Genomic DNA, 12,815 nt, shown 5'->3' with positions numbered 1-12,815 from the left:
GGCCCGCCGGTGACCCGGTCCCGCGATCGGCTCCGTCATAACGACCACGTCGTCTTAACAATTCCGTCATAACAATAAAGAGGGAAACGTTTCAGAATGGGCGAAATTCGCAAACCCAAGACCGAGGCCGGACGCAACGCGCCGTCCATGGGCAAGGACGACCTGCAGCGCGCCTTCCACGACATGGTGCTGATCCGCCGGTTCGAGGAACGGGCCGGCCAGCTCTACGGCATGGGGCTGATCGGCGGCTTCTGTCACCTCTATATCGGCCAGGAAGCGGTCGTCGTCGGCGTGCAGATGGAACTCAAGCACGGCGACAAGATCATCACCTCCTACCGCGACCACGGCCAGATGCTGGCGGCCGGCATGGATCCGCGCGGCGTCATGGCCGAACTGACGGGGCGCGAGGGCGGCTATTCCCGCGGCAAGGGCGGGTCGATGCACATGTTCTCGACCGAAAAACATTTCTATGGCGGCCACGGCATCGTCGGCGCCCAGGTCTCGCTGGGCATCGGCCTGGCCTTCGCCAACAAATATCGCGGCACGGACGAAGTCTCGGTCACCTATTTCGGCGAGGGCGCGTCCAACCAGGGCCAGGTCTATGAAAGCTTCAACCTCGCCGCCCTGCACAAGCTGCCCTGCGTCTTCGTGATCGAGAACAATCAGTACGGCATGGGCACCAGCGTCGAGCGTGCTTCGGCGTCCAAGGAATTGTGGCGCAACGGCGAACCCTGGGGCATCCCGGGCCGCAAGGTCGACGGCATGGATGTCGAGGCCGTGCGCGACGCGGCACGCGAGGCGATCGCCCATTGCCGGCAGGGCAAGGGCCCGTTCCTGCTTGAAATGTCGACCTACCGCTATCGCGGCCACTCGATGTCCGACCCGGCCAAATACCGTCCCCGCACCGAAGTCGACGAAATGCGCAAGCATCATGACCCGATCGACCGGGTCCGGCACGAATTGCTCGCCCTGGGCGTCGCCGAGGACGAACTGAAATCGATCGAGGACAAGGTCAAGGCCGTGGTTGTGGACGCCGCCGATTTCGCGCAGGGCAGCCCCGAGCCCGATCCGTCCGAATTGTGGACCGACGTGCTGGTGGAAGGCTGAACCCATGACGACACAGATCCTGATGCCCGCCCTCTCGCCGACCATGACCGAGGGCAAGCTCGCGCGCTGGCTGAAGAACAGCGGCGATCCGATCGCCGCCGGCGACGTGATCGCCGAGATCGAGACCGACAAGGCGACGATGGAGGTCGAGGCCGTCGACGAGGGCACGCTGGGTGACATCCTGGTGGCCGAAGGGACCGAGAACGTCGCGGTCAACACGCCGATCGCCACGCTGAAGACCAACGGCGCCGCCGCCCCCGCGCCATCCCCGGCCTCCCAGCCGGCCCCGGCTCCCGCCGCCCGCGCGCCCGAAGCCCCCTCCCTGGCCGCCCCGCCGGCCCCCGCCGCCGCGCCCGAGAAGGAATGGGGCGAAACCGCCGAGATCACGGTGCGCGAGGCGCTGCGCGACGCCATGGCCGCCGAACTGCGCCGCGACCCGGACGTCTTCCTGATCGGCGAGGAAGTCGCCCAGTACCAGGGCGCGTACAAGGTCTCGCAGGGCCTGCTCGACGAATTCGGCGAGAAGCGGGTGATCGACACCCCGATCACCGAACACGGCTTCACCGGCATGGCGGTGGGCGCGGCCTTCACCGGGCTCAAGCCGATCGTCGAATTCATGACCATGAATTTCGCCATGCAGGCGATCGACCAGATCATCAATTCCGCCGCCAAGACCCGCTACATGTCGGGCGGCCAGGTCTCGTGCCCGATCGTCTTCCGCGGTCCGAACGGCGCCGCCTCGCGCGTCGGCGCCCAGCATTCGCAATGCTATGCCAGTTGGTACGGCCACGTCCCGGGGCTCAAGGTCGTCGCCCCCTGGTCCTCGGCCGACGCCAAGGGCCTGCTGCGCGCCGCCATCCGCGACCCGAACCCGGTCGTGGTGCTGGAAAACGAAATCCTCTACGGCCATAAATTCCCCTGCCCGGTGGACGAGGATTTCATCCTGCCGATCGGCCGCGCGAAGGTCGAGCGCGCCGGCAGCGACGTCACCATCGTCGCCTTCTCGATCATGGTCGGCACGGCGCTCGAAGCCGCCGCCATCCTGGCCGAACAGGGGATCGAGGCCGAGGTGATCAATCTGCGCACCATCCGGCCGCTGGATACCGCGACCATCGTCGAAAGCGTGAAGAAGACCGCGCGCCTGGTCTGCGTCGAGGAGGGCTGGCCCTTCGCCGGCATTGGGGCGGAAGTCTCGATGCAGGTCATCGAACACGCCTTCGATTATCTCGACGCCCCGCCGGCCCGGGTCGCGGGCGCGGACGTGCCGATGCCCTTCGCCGCCAATCTTGAAAAACTGGCCCTTCCCAACCCGGCCTGGGTGGTGGATGCGGTCCGCAAGCTGGTCTGAAGGAGCAGCAGCACGATGTCCGTGAATATCCTGATGCCCGCTTTGTCGCCCACCATGACCGAGGGCAAGCTCGCCCGCTGGCTGAAGAAGGAAGGCGACGCGATCCAGTCCGGCGACGTGATCGCCGAGATCGAGACCGACAAGGCGACGATGGAAGTCGAAGCCGTCGACGAGGGCACGCTCGGCCGCATCCTGGTCACCGAGGGCACCGAAGGCGTCAAGGTCAACGACCCGATCGCCGTCCTGGTGGCCGAGGGCGAGGCCGTCCCCGAAACCGCGCCCGCTTCGGCAACGCCCGCCGCGCCGGCCGCCTCCGCCCCGGCCGCTCCGGTTCCGGCGGCAGCACCGACACCGGCACCGGCACCGGCCGCAATCTCTCCCGCGCCCGCCGGGGCGCGCATCTTCGCATCCCCCCTGGCCCGCCGCATCGCGGCGCAGAAGGGCATCGACCTGGCCGGCATCACCGGCACCGGCCCGAACGGCCGCATCGTGCGGCGCGACGTCGAAGCCGCCCCCGCCATTCCGGCGGCGGCCGCCAAGCCCGCGCCTGCCGCCCCATCCGCCCCGCCGGCCGCCCCATCTGCCGCCGGAATCACCGCCCCGCACCAGGCGGTGCCGAACTCGACGATGCGCAAGGTCATCGCCCGCCGGCTGACCGAGGCCAAATCGACCATTCCGCATTTCTACGTGGCGGTGGATGTCGAACTCGATGCGCTGCTCGACCTGCGCGCCCGGCTCAACGCCGCATCCCCCGCCGAAGGCCCCGACGCCTTCAAGCTGTCGGTCAACGACATGCTGATCAAGGCGGCGGCGCTGACCCTGCGCCGCGTGCCCAAGGTCAACGCGTCCTATACCGAGGACGCGACGATCCTCTATGACGATGTCGACGTCTCGATCGCCGTCTCGGTGCCCGACGGGCTGATCACGCCGATCCTGCGCAATGCCGACCGCAAGTCGCTGCGCGAGATCAGCGCCGAGGCCAGGGACCTGATCGCCCGCGCCCGCGCCGGCAAGCTCAAGCCTCAGGAATTCCAGGGCGGTTCCTTCTCGATCTCCAACATGGGCATGTTCGGGGTCAAGGAATTCTCGGCCATCATCAACCCGCCGCAGGCCGCCATCCTGGCGATCGCGGCCGGCGAGAAGCGCGCCGTGGTCAAAGGCGGCGCGGTCGCGGTCGCGACGGTGATGACCGTCACCCTGTCGGTCGATCATCGCGTGGTCGATGGCGCGCTCGCCGCGGAATGGGTCTCGGCCTTCCGCGCGATCGTCGAATCGCCGCTCAGCCTGGTGGTCTGACGCCCATCGTCACGACGCGCAATCATGACGCGCGGTCATGAGGCGCCCCGCGTCCTGCCCGAAGGGCAGGAGACTAGAATATTTGTCCTGCCCGAAGGGCAGGAGACTAGAACATTGATTCCAGTGTCCTTTTGATTCCAGGATTCACGTGCGGATTTCGGAATCGGGATACTGGCGTGCGGTCGGGCCCGCGGGCCCGGCCACACCGCTCCGGGGATTAGATTCATGAGCAAGACAGAATTCGACATCATCGTCGTCGGCGGCGGCCCCGGCGGCTATGTCGCCGCGATCCGCGCCGCCCAGCTCGGCCTCAGCACCGCGGTGGTCGAGGCCAACCATCTCGGGGGCATCTGCCTCAACTGGGGCTGCATCCCCACCAAGGCGCTGCTGCGGTCCTCCGAAATCAACCATTTGCTGCATCATCTCGGCGAATTCGGCTTCAGCGCCGACAATATCCGCTTCGACCTCGACAAGGTGGTCAAGCGCTCGCGCAAGGTCGCGGGCCAGCTTTCGGCCGGCGTCGCCCACCTGCTCAAGAAGAACAAGGTCGCGGTCTTCGACGGGTTCGGCAGGCTGGACGGCACGGATGGCACGCGCCGCAAGGTCGCAATCACCAAGGACGGCAATCCGGTCGCGACCCTGACCGCGCCGCACGTCATCCTGGCGACGGGCGCCCGCGCCCGGATCCTGCCGGGGCTCGAACCCGACGGCAGGCTGATCTGGTCCTATCGCGAGGCCATGGTGCCCACCGCCATGCCCAAGAGCCTGCTGGTGGTGGGCTCGGGCGCGATCGGCATCGAATTCGCCTCCTTCTACCGCAACATGGGCGCCGAGGTGACGGTCGTCGAAGTGCTCGACCGCATCCTGCCGGTCGAGGACGAGGAGATCAGCGCGCTGGCCCACAAGGCATTCGCCAAGCAGGGCATGACCCTCCTGACCAGCGCGAAGATCGGCGCGATCCGCAAGAACGCCGACAGCGTCACCCTTTCGGTCGAGGCCGGCGGCAAGACGCAGGAGATCACGGTCGACCGCGTCATCTCGGCGGTCGGCATCGTCGGCAATGTGGAAAATCTCGGCCTGGAAGGCACCGCGGTACAGATCGACCGCACCCATGTCACGATCGACTCCCACTGCCGCACCGGCGAGCCGGGCGTCTACGCGATCGGCGACCTGGCCGGCCCGCCCTGGCTGGCGCACAAGGCCAGCCACGAGGGCGTGCTGTGCGTCGAGGCCATCGCCGGCCGCCACGTCCACCCGATCGACCCGGCCAACGTCCCGGGCTGCACCTATTGCAGCCCGCAGGTCGCGTCGGTCGGCCTGACCGAGGCCCGCGCGAAGGCGACCGGGCGCAAGGTCCGCGTCGGGCGCTTCCCCTTCATCGGCAACGGCAAGGCCATCGCGATGGGCGAGCCCGAGGGCCTGGTCAAGACCGTCTTCGACGCCGAGACCGGCGAATTGCTGGGCGCGCACATGATCGGCGCCGAAGTCACGGAAATGATCCAGGGCTACGCCATCGCCCGGACCTCCGAACTGACCGAGGCCGAGCTGAAGGAAACCATCTTCCCGCATCCGACCATCTCCGAGACGATGCACGAGGCCGTGCTCGCGGCCTATGACGGGGCGCTGCATATCTGATCCGTTCCCCCGGCCTGCGCCTCGTCCCCGGGTCCCGTTTCCGCGTCCCCTCCGCGCCGCGCGCGGCGGGGCAGGGGCTCCGGTGCCCAGGGCTCCGGTACCAAGGGCTTCGGTGCCAAGGGCTCCGGTGCTTGTGATCGGCGCGACGCGGGCAGGGGGCATGATCGCTTGACGCCCCGTCCGCGCCGTTCCACTTCTGGCTGTCTGTTGTTCTCCGGGATCCGCCGCCATGTCCACGCGCCTGCTGATCGACCATAGAAAGGGCGGCGCCCCCGTCCGCCATCCCGAAAAGGCGCACCGCCCCGACAACCCGATCGCGCGCAAGCCGGACTGGATCAGGGTCCGCGCGCCCAACCACCCGGTCTATCACGAAACCCGGGCCCTGATGCGCGAGCAGAAGCTGGTCACGGTGTGCGAGGAAGCGGCCTGCCCGAATATCGGCGAATGCTGGTCGCAGCGCCACGCCACCATGATGATCATGGGCGAGATCTGCACCCGCGCCTGCGCCTTCTGCAACGTCGCCACCGGCCTGCCCAACCCGCTCGACGACGGCGAGCCCGACCGCGTCGCCCACGCTGTCGCGACGCTCGGGCTGCGCCACGTGGTCGTCACCTCGGTCGATCGCGACGACCTGCCCGATGGCGGGGCCCGTCATTTCGCCCGCGTCATCACGGCGATCCGCGCCGCGTCGCCCGGCACCACGATCGAAATCCTCACCCCCGATTTCCTGCGCAAGCCCGGCGCGCTCGACGTCGTGGTGGCCGCGCGGCCCGACGTGTTCAACCATAATCTCGAAACCGTGCCGCGGCTCTATCCCTCCATCCGGCCGGGCGCGCGCTATTACCAGTCGCTGCGCCTGCTCGACGACGTCAAGCGCCTCGATCCGTCGATCTTCACCAAATCCGGCCTGATGGTCGGACTGGGCGAGGAACGGCCCGAAATCCTGCAGGTCATGGACGATCTGCGCGTCGCCGACGTCGATTTCATCACGATGGGGCAGTATCTGCAGCCGACGGCCAAGCATGCCGCCGTGCGGCATTTCGTCACGCCCGACGAATTCGCCGACTACGCGGCCATGGCCCGCGCCAAGGGCTTCCTGCAGGTCAGCGCCTCGCCGCTGACCCGTTCCTCCTACCACGCCGATTCCGACTTCGCCGAACTGCGCGCCGCGCGCGCGGCGCGCCTGGGCGGCGGCGCGGTCTCCGACCAGGATTCCAGGGCGGAGCCCTCCTGATGCCGACCCACGCGGAACGCCGTCTCATCGCCTATTCGGCGGAACAATTATTCGACCTGGTGGCCGATGTCGGCAAATACCCGCTCTTCCTGCCCTGGTGCGTCAATGCGCGGGTCCGCACCCAGACGGCCACCGAACTGGTCGCGGACCTGACGATCGGCTTCGGCCCGTTCCGCGAGAGCTTCACCAGCCGCGTGACCCTCGACCGTCCCGGACGCATCGGCGTGCGCTACGAGAAGGGGCCCTTCCGCTATCTGAACAATGTCTGGACCTTCACGCCCGACGAACGGGGCTGCCTGGTCGATTTCTTCGTCGATTTCGAATTCCATTCCCGCCTGCTCCAGGCCGCGATCGGCGTGGTGTTCAACGAGGCGGTACGCCTGATGGTCTCGGCCTTCATCCGCCGCGCCCGCGACGTCTACGGCCCGCCCGCCGGCCAGGCGGCGCTCGGCCAATCCCCTCGCGCGCAACCCGCTGGAACTCCTGGCATCTGACCGGCGTTGCGTGTCCGTCGGCGCCGGGATGGCCAGCGCAGGGAAGGCGGAGGCCATCGTGACGCCACGCGCCTGGTCCGCCCGTCCCCCCTGCCAGGCGCATCCCAGATAAAGGAGCAAGTCTGATGAAGATGTCCACCGGCGCCGCGATCATCGCCTCGGCGATGCTGGCCACCGCCCCGGCCTACGCCGCGCACCACCACCACAAAGGCCATATGGGCTCCAAAATGACGAAAGGGTCCGCCACGACCGAGGACCTGAACAAGCAAAGCCTCGCCAAGGCCCGCGCGGGCATGCAGCCTTCCGCGCCGGAAACGCCCCCCGCCACCACGCCCGCCGTCCCGGCCGGCACGGGCGAAACCGCGCCCCCCGCCGCGGCCGCCCCCGCCATGCCGCCCCCGACGGCCCCCCAATGAGCCGCAACTGACACCGACTGGCCCGGAGGCTCAGCAGGCCCGGCGCCGCGACCGGTTCGCCCGGGACTATGATTTGACCCGATTGCCCGGTCGATTGCCCGGTCGATCGTCCGGCCGATTGCCCGGTCGATTGTTTGGCCGATTGTCCGGCCGGTCGATCCGCTCGGCTGGCCACCCGGCCGGTCCGGTCACGGGGCGGCCACGCGCGGCCCGCCCCGTGCCGCGCGTGGCCGCCCCTGCAGCACCCCGGCGGTAAGTGTCGCGGGAACTCGCGCGATCATCCGGCGATAAAGGGCCGTGGCGCACGCCGCCGAAGACGCTCCGACAAAAGAAAAAACCGCAAGGAGGGGCCAATGGTCAGAAGACTCGCCGCCGAGTTTTTCGGTACGTTCTGGCTCGTGCTCGGGGGGTGCGGCAGCGCCGTCCTCGCCGCCGCCTTTCCGCTTCACGGCATCGGTTTCCTCGGCGTCGCCCTGGCCTTCGGGCTCACGGTGCTGACCATGGCCTATGCCGTCGGCGGCATCTCCGGCGGCCATTTCAACCCGGCCGTCACGCTCGGCCTCGCGGTCGCCGGGCGCATCGCCTGGACCGACCTGGTGCCGTACTGGGTCGCCCAGGTCTTCGGCGGCCTCGCCGGGGCGATCATCCTCTATGTCATCGCATCCGGCGCTCCCGATTTCGCGGCGGGCGGCTTCGCGTCGAACGGCTATGGCGCATTGTCGCCCGGCCATTACGGCCTGTTCTCCGCCCTGGTGTGCGAGGTCACGCTGACCGGCTTCTTCGTCCTCGTGATCCTGGGCGCCACCGCCGACACGGCCCCCGTGGGCGTCGCGCCCCTGGCCATCGGGCTCGCCCTCACCGTGATCCACCTGGTGTCGATCCCGGTCACCAACACGTCGGTCAATCCGGCCCGCTCCACCGCCGTGGCCTTCTTCGCGCAGACCGGGGCCCTGGGCCAGCTCTGGCTCTTCTGGCTCGCCCCCCTGGCCGGGGCCGCGCTCGGCGCGCTGGTCTGGCGCAGGCTCATCGCGCCGGACATCGCCCCGCTCGACACCGCACCGCCCGAGACACCGGCCGCCGCCTGACGCGCCCCAAACGTGTTATGATTAATCGTCTCGTTCTCTCTTTTTCGGGGCGCTGCCCCGAACCCCGCCAAAGGCAGTGCCTTTGGAAACCGATTATTTATCAATATAACTGGGGGTAATGGGGTGCAGGGGTCTGTGACCCCTGCCGGGTTCGGGCAGAGCCCGACCTGTCTTCCAAACGGTCAATGTCTCAAGTGGATTGGTATCAGACGTCCGGCCGCACGCTCCCCCACGACGCCGCACAATCTCCGACCAGCTCCAGCGCCCGCGCCACCGCCTGGCGTCGCACCGCTCCCCGGTCCCCGTCGAACCGGCCGGACACCACGCGGGTGCCGCCCCGGCGGGCGGCCACGCCGAACCAGACCAGCCCGACCGGCTTGGCCGCCGATCCGCCGCCCGGGCCGGCAATGCCGGTAATCGCCACCGCGATGTCGGCCTTCTCCGCGCGGGCCAGCGCGCCCTCGGCCATCACCCCGGCCACTTCGGCGCTGACCGCGCCATGGCGCTCCAGCAGCATGCGCGGCACGCCCAGCACGGCCATCTTCATGTCGTTGGAATAGGTCACGAACCCGCCCTCGACCATATCGGACGATCCGCCATGCTGCGTCAGCGCCCCGGCGACCAGCCCGCCGGTACAGCTCTCGGCCGTCACCACGCGCAGCCCCGCATCCCCCAGCACCGCCAGGATCCGGGCCGCCTGCGCCAGCACCGCCGCATCCAGCACCATGTCCATGCTCCAGCTCCCTCGATGATCCGTCATCCGGGCCCGACAGCCAGGTCCGCCCGGCCCCCGGTTACAGCGCGACCAGATAGCGCAGCAGGGTCAGCCCCCCCGCCGCCAGCACGCCCGCCACCACATCGTCGCCCATGATCCCCAGCGCATCATGCCGCCGGTCGAACCAGCCGACCGGCCCCGGCTTGGTGATGTCGAACAGGCGGAACAGCAGAAACGCCAGCAATAGCCACAAGATGCCGATCCGGTCCGGATGCCACGGGTCGACCCGCCCGGCGCCCAGCGCCAGCGGCATCAGCGCGATCCACATCCCCGCCACTTCGTCGATCACGATCCAGCCGAAATCCTCGCCGCCGCTGACCCGCGCGGTCGCCAGATAGCCGACGGCGCAGCACGCCAGGATCGCCGCCCCCAGGATCATCGGATGACCGACCAGCAGCAGCCCGCAGGCCAGCGCGGCCAGCGACCCCACGGTGCCGGGCGCCAGAGGAGAAAATCCGCACCCGCCGAAACTCGCGACCAGCCGGGCAACGCTCACCGGCCGCCTCCAGCCCCGATCCCGGCATCGGCGGAATCGGCCGCCACGGAATCGTCACCCCCGGAATCGGCACCCCCAGAATCGCCCCCCCCTGACCGGGCGGCCGCAAATGCCTGATAGATCGCCATGTTTTCCTCCACCCGCTGGATATAGCCCCGGGTCTCGGCGTACGGAATGCTCTCGATCCAGTCCAGCATCGCATCCGTGGCCAGCATCGCATCCGCCGTCGGCCGCGCGCGCGCCGGATCGCCCAGCATGTCCAGCCACTGGTCCGTCCGGTGCGGCCCCGCATTGTACGCCGCCAGCACATAGGGCACCGACCCGCCGAATTTCTGCATCAGCCGCGCCAAATACGCGCTGCCGATCTTCATGTTCAGGTCCGGATCGGTCAGGCTGGCGCCGGTCAGCGGGCCGGTGGCCAGCCGCGCCTGGCGCGACACGTCGCGCGCCGCCGCCGGCAGAAGCTGCATCAGCCCATAGGCGCCGGCCGGGCTGACGATGGCGGGATCGAACCCGCTTTCCTGCCGGATCACCGCCAGCAGGAAACCCGCCGGCAGGTCGGTCTCGGGCGGCGACAGCGGCGCCGGCCAGCCAAGGGTCAGCAACGCCACGCCCTCGCGCCCCGCCCGCCGGGCGATCATCACCGCGACATCGGGCATGCCCAGCCGCAAGGCCAGGGCCGCGCCCAGCGCATGCGCCGCCGCCCCGCCGGGCCGCGCGTCCTGCGCCAGCAGGAAATCGCGCGCATGAACCAGGTCGTGACGCGCCGCCAGCAGGCGCGCCGCCTGCACCAGGTCGCTGTCCGCGAATCGCGCCGCCTCCGCCCGGCTCCCGCCTTCAGCCAGTCCCGACGCCGGCGTCTCCGCCGCCTTCAGCCAGTCCCGCAGCAGCAGGCCCGACCGGTCGGGAAACAGCAGCGGGCTGGCCGTGTCCCCCGCCAGCCGCGACGCCGCCATCTGTCCGTAGAAGGTGCCGGGAAACGCCGCCGCCGCGATCCAGCTCGCCCGCGCGCCCCGCATGTCGCCCGCATCCGCCTGGGCGCGGCCGGTCCAGTACAGCCCCCGGCTGCGCATGATCAGCGCCCGCGCGCCGGACAGGGCGCGGAACGCGGCCTCGGCCCCCGACGGGTCATGCAGGCGCCGCAGCAGGATCCACCCGGCCAGGAACCGCGCCGTATCGCGGTCCGGCGGCGCCAGGTCGTCGGTCGGGCGCGCCACCGCCAGCGCATCGCGGTCCCGCCCGGCCAGCAGCAGGTCATGCGCCAGCGCATCCCGCTCGCTCCAGAAGGCCCCCGCCCAGAGAGCCTCCGGCAAAAGGGACGCCGCCCCGCCGGCCCGTTCCGCCGCCGCCCCCGCGCTGCGCCACAGCGCGCAGGCCTCATCCAGCGCCCCCGTCCGCCGCAGCCGGCGCATCCGGTCCAGCACCAGCCCCGGATCGTCCCGCAGCGCCACCGGCACCCGGGCGAGCAGGGCAGGGGCGTCGGGCGCGCCGGCCCGCAGCGCCAGCCGCGCCTCCGCCAGCGTCTGCCGTCCGGGATCCAGCCGCGACGCCTGGCGCCGCGCCGCCTCCAGCCGCCCCTGCATCTCCTGCCGCTCGAAACGCCGCCACTGGTCGTCGGGCGTCAGCGCCGGCCCGAAGACGGACAGCAGCGCCGCCTCGTCCTCCAGCGTGTCGTTCCCGTTCACCCAGGCCAGCCGCGCCCGCGCCGCCAGGTTCCTGCCCGATCCGACCTGCCGCGCGCAGGCCGCCAGGGCGGGGGCATAGACCACTCCCGGCAGCGCGCAGGCCCGGAGCATGTCCGCATCGCCCGGCGGCGCGCCGGCCATCGCATGCTGCAGCCGGCTCATCACGACCTGCCGGCGCGGCCAGTCCGGCGCGTCCGCCAGGAATGACAGATACACCCCGATATCGCCGCCCTCCGGGCCGCCGCTCTCGCCACGCCCCTCGGGCGAAACCAGCCGCAGCCAGGTCTCCAGCCGCGCCGCCACGTCCGCCCGCACCCCGTCGGACAACGCGTCCCCCGGCTCCGCCCGCCTGGTATCGAACTGCACGCTTTCCGCGTGACCAGATTGCACGCTCTCCGCCCGGCCCGCCGCCGGCACGCACAGCAGGCCCGCCAGCCAGGCCGCCCCCCATGCCAGCCGCTTCAGACGACCGACCGCCATACCTCGCCTCCACCCTTGACGATCAGTTCCACCGCGACCCCCAGCACGATCAGCAGCCCGACCCAGGCAATCCAGCGATAGCGTTCCAGCAGCCGCGCGATCAGCGACGCCGCCACCGCCATCATCAGCACCGAAATCGCCAGCCCGGCGATCAGCACGCCCATATGCCGGCCGGCCGCGCCGGCCACCGCCAGCACATTGTCCAGGCTCATCGACAAATCGGCCACCACGATCCGCACGATCGCCGCCCGCAGCGCCTTCGGGCCCGCGGCCCGCCCATGGTCCCCCCCATGGTCCGCATGCTCCGGTCGCCGCAGCTCGCGGTACATCTTCCAGCAGACCCACAACAGCAGGATTCCCCCCGCCAGGGTCAGGCCGATGATCGCAAGAAGCTGCACGGCCACCAGCGCCAGCGCAACGCGAATCAGCGCCGCCGCGACCACCCCCGCCAGGATGGCCCGCCGCTGCTGGGCGCGCGGCAGGCCGCGCACCGCCAGGCCGATCACCACGGCATTGTCGCCGGCCAGCGTCACGTCGATCAGTACGACCTGCAACAACGCCGCAAGAACGGAAAGGCTCAGGGTCATGCTCCGATGGTAGGGATGATGGGATCGATGGACGATATCCCCGCTCCGGCGGCGGACACGGCGCACTTGACCATCCGCCCGGCGGCCCGGCAAGGGGCACGCGTCGCCGGATCGAGGTTTCCCCGGATGGAGGCTTCCAAGGAGGTTTCCCCAAGGAGGTTTCTCCAAGGGGGTTTC

Annotated in this window: 12 protein-coding genes; 8 read left to right on the top strand and 4 right to left on the bottom strand. The window is 69.9% G+C overall.

All coding sequences use genetic code 11. From position 1 onward, the window contains the following. Positions 1-96 precede the first annotated feature (96 nt). From pdhA to aqpZ, 8 genes are all read left to right on the top strand, one after another. Positions 97-1,107, top strand: coding sequence for a pyruvate dehydrogenase (acetyl-transferring) E1 component subunit alpha (gene pdhA / locus AAC691_RS02665; protein WP_176641226.1), 1,011 nt, complete (start codon positions 97-99; stop codon positions 1,105-1,107). A 4-nt stretch (positions 1,108-1,111) separates the two neighbouring features. After that, complete coding sequence (locus tag AAC691_RS02660; RefSeq protein WP_342628852.1) at positions 1,112-2,455, top strand: pyruvate dehydrogenase complex E1 component subunit beta; 1,344 nt, start codon at positions 1,112-1,114, stop codon at positions 2,453-2,455. Positions 2,456-2,470: 15 nt separating this feature from the next. Further along, the gene (locus AAC691_RS02655) at positions 2,471-3,751 is read left to right on the top strand and encodes a pyruvate dehydrogenase complex dihydrolipoamide acetyltransferase (protein WP_342628851.1); all 1,281 of its coding nucleotides are present in this window, start codon (positions 2,471-2,473) and stop codon (positions 3,749-3,751) included. Between the two features lie 225 nt (positions 3,752-3,976). After that, positions 3,977-5,386 carry a dihydrolipoyl dehydrogenase gene (gene lpdA / locus AAC691_RS02650; protein ID WP_342628850.1) on the top strand — a complete coding sequence of 470 codons (1,410 nt, stop codon included), beginning with the start codon at positions 3,977-3,979 and terminating at the stop codon, positions 5,384-5,386. Between the two features lie 229 nt (positions 5,387-5,615). Continuing rightward, the gene (gene lipA, locus AAC691_RS02645; protein ID WP_323991069.1) at positions 5,616-6,620 is read left to right on the top strand and encodes a lipoyl synthase; all 1,005 of its coding nucleotides are present in this window, start codon (positions 5,616-5,618) and stop codon (positions 6,618-6,620) included. Next, positions 6,620-7,114: a type II toxin-antitoxin system RatA family toxin gene (locus tag AAC691_RS02640; RefSeq protein ID WP_323991068.1), complete on the top strand. Its 495-nt coding sequence runs from the start codon at positions 6,620-6,622 to the stop codon at positions 7,112-7,114. Before lipA ends, AAC691_RS02640 begins: the two co-directional genes overlap by 1 nt. 125 nt (positions 7,115-7,239) lie before the next feature. Next, on the top strand, positions 7,240-7,530 hold the full coding sequence (locus AAC691_RS02635) for a hypothetical protein (RefSeq protein WP_342628849.1): 291 nt from the start codon (positions 7,240-7,242) through the stop codon (positions 7,528-7,530). Between the two features lie 353 nt (positions 7,531-7,883). Next, complete coding sequence (gene aqpZ / locus AAC691_RS02630) at positions 7,884-8,615, top strand: aquaporin Z (protein ID WP_342628848.1); 732 nt, start codon at positions 7,884-7,886, stop codon at positions 8,613-8,615. Positions 8,616-8,820: 205 nt separating this feature from the next. Here aqpZ and AAC691_RS02625 read toward each other — a convergent pair whose 3' ends face one another. From AAC691_RS02625 to AAC691_RS02610, 4 genes are all read right to left on the bottom strand, one after another. Next, entirely contained in the window at positions 8,821-9,348 is a 528-nt protein-coding gene (locus AAC691_RS02625; protein WP_408904562.1) for a CinA family protein, read from the bottom strand. Between the two features lie 61 nt (positions 9,349-9,409). Further along, the gene (locus AAC691_RS02620; RefSeq protein ID WP_176641518.1) at positions 9,410-9,886 is read right to left on the bottom strand and encodes a phosphatidylglycerophosphatase A; all 477 of its coding nucleotides are present in this window, start codon (positions 9,884-9,886) and stop codon (positions 9,410-9,412) included. Continuing rightward, positions 9,883-12,051: a lytic transglycosylase domain-containing protein gene (locus tag AAC691_RS02615; RefSeq protein ID WP_342628847.1), complete on the bottom strand. Its 2,169-nt coding sequence runs from the start codon at positions 12,049-12,051 to the stop codon at positions 9,883-9,885. Before AAC691_RS02615 ends, AAC691_RS02620 begins: the two co-directional genes overlap by 4 nt. After that, entirely contained in the window at positions 12,033-12,638 is a 606-nt protein-coding gene (locus tag AAC691_RS02610) for a YjbE family putative metal transport protein (protein ID WP_342628846.1), read from the bottom strand. The genes AAC691_RS02615 and AAC691_RS02610 overlap by 19 nt, the downstream gene beginning before the upstream one ends. Positions 12,639-12,815 lie beyond the last annotated feature (177 nt).

Source organism: Nguyenibacter vanlangensis, assembly GCF_038719015.1.
GTDB classification, from domain to species: Bacteria; Pseudomonadota; Alphaproteobacteria; order Acetobacterales; family Acetobacteraceae; genus Gluconacetobacter; species Gluconacetobacter vanlangensis.
This window is presented reverse-complemented; position numbering and strand designations above follow the sequence as displayed.

Coding starts and splice junctions, on each gene's coding strand:
- pdhA (WP_176641226.1), top strand. CDS start 97: ATGGGCGAAATTCGCAAACCCAAGACCGAGGCCGGACGCAACGCGCCG.
- AAC691_RS02660 (WP_342628852.1), top strand. CDS start 1,112: ATGACGACACAGATCCTGATGCCCGCCCTCTCGCCGACCATGACCGAG.
- AAC691_RS02655 (WP_342628851.1), top strand. CDS start 2,471: ATGTCCGTGAATATCCTGATGCCCGCTTTGTCGCCCACCATGACCGAG.
- lpdA (WP_342628850.1), top strand. CDS start 3,977: ATGAGCAAGACAGAATTCGACATCATCGTCGTCGGCGGCGGCCCCGGC.
- lipA (WP_323991069.1), top strand. CDS start 5,616: ATGTCCACGCGCCTGCTGATCGACCATAGAAAGGGCGGCGCCCCCGTC.
- AAC691_RS02640 (WP_323991068.1), top strand. CDS start 6,620: ATGCCGACCCACGCGGAACGCCGTCTCATCGCCTATTCGGCGGAACAA.
- AAC691_RS02635 (WP_342628849.1), top strand. CDS start 7,240: ATGAAGATGTCCACCGGCGCCGCGATCATCGCCTCGGCGATGCTGGCC.
- aqpZ (WP_342628848.1), top strand. CDS start 7,884: ATGGTCAGAAGACTCGCCGCCGAGTTTTTCGGTACGTTCTGGCTCGTG.
- AAC691_RS02625 (WP_408904562.1), bottom strand. CDS start 9,348: ATGGACATGGTGCTGGATGCGGCGGTGCTGGCGCAGGCGGCCCGGATC.
- AAC691_RS02615 (WP_342628847.1), bottom strand. CDS start 12,051: ATGGCGGTCGGTCGTCTGAAGCGGCTGGCATGGGGGGCGGCCTGGCTG.
- AAC691_RS02610 (WP_342628846.1), bottom strand. CDS start 12,638: ATGACCCTGAGCCTTTCCGTTCTTGCGGCGTTGTTGCAGGTCGTACTG.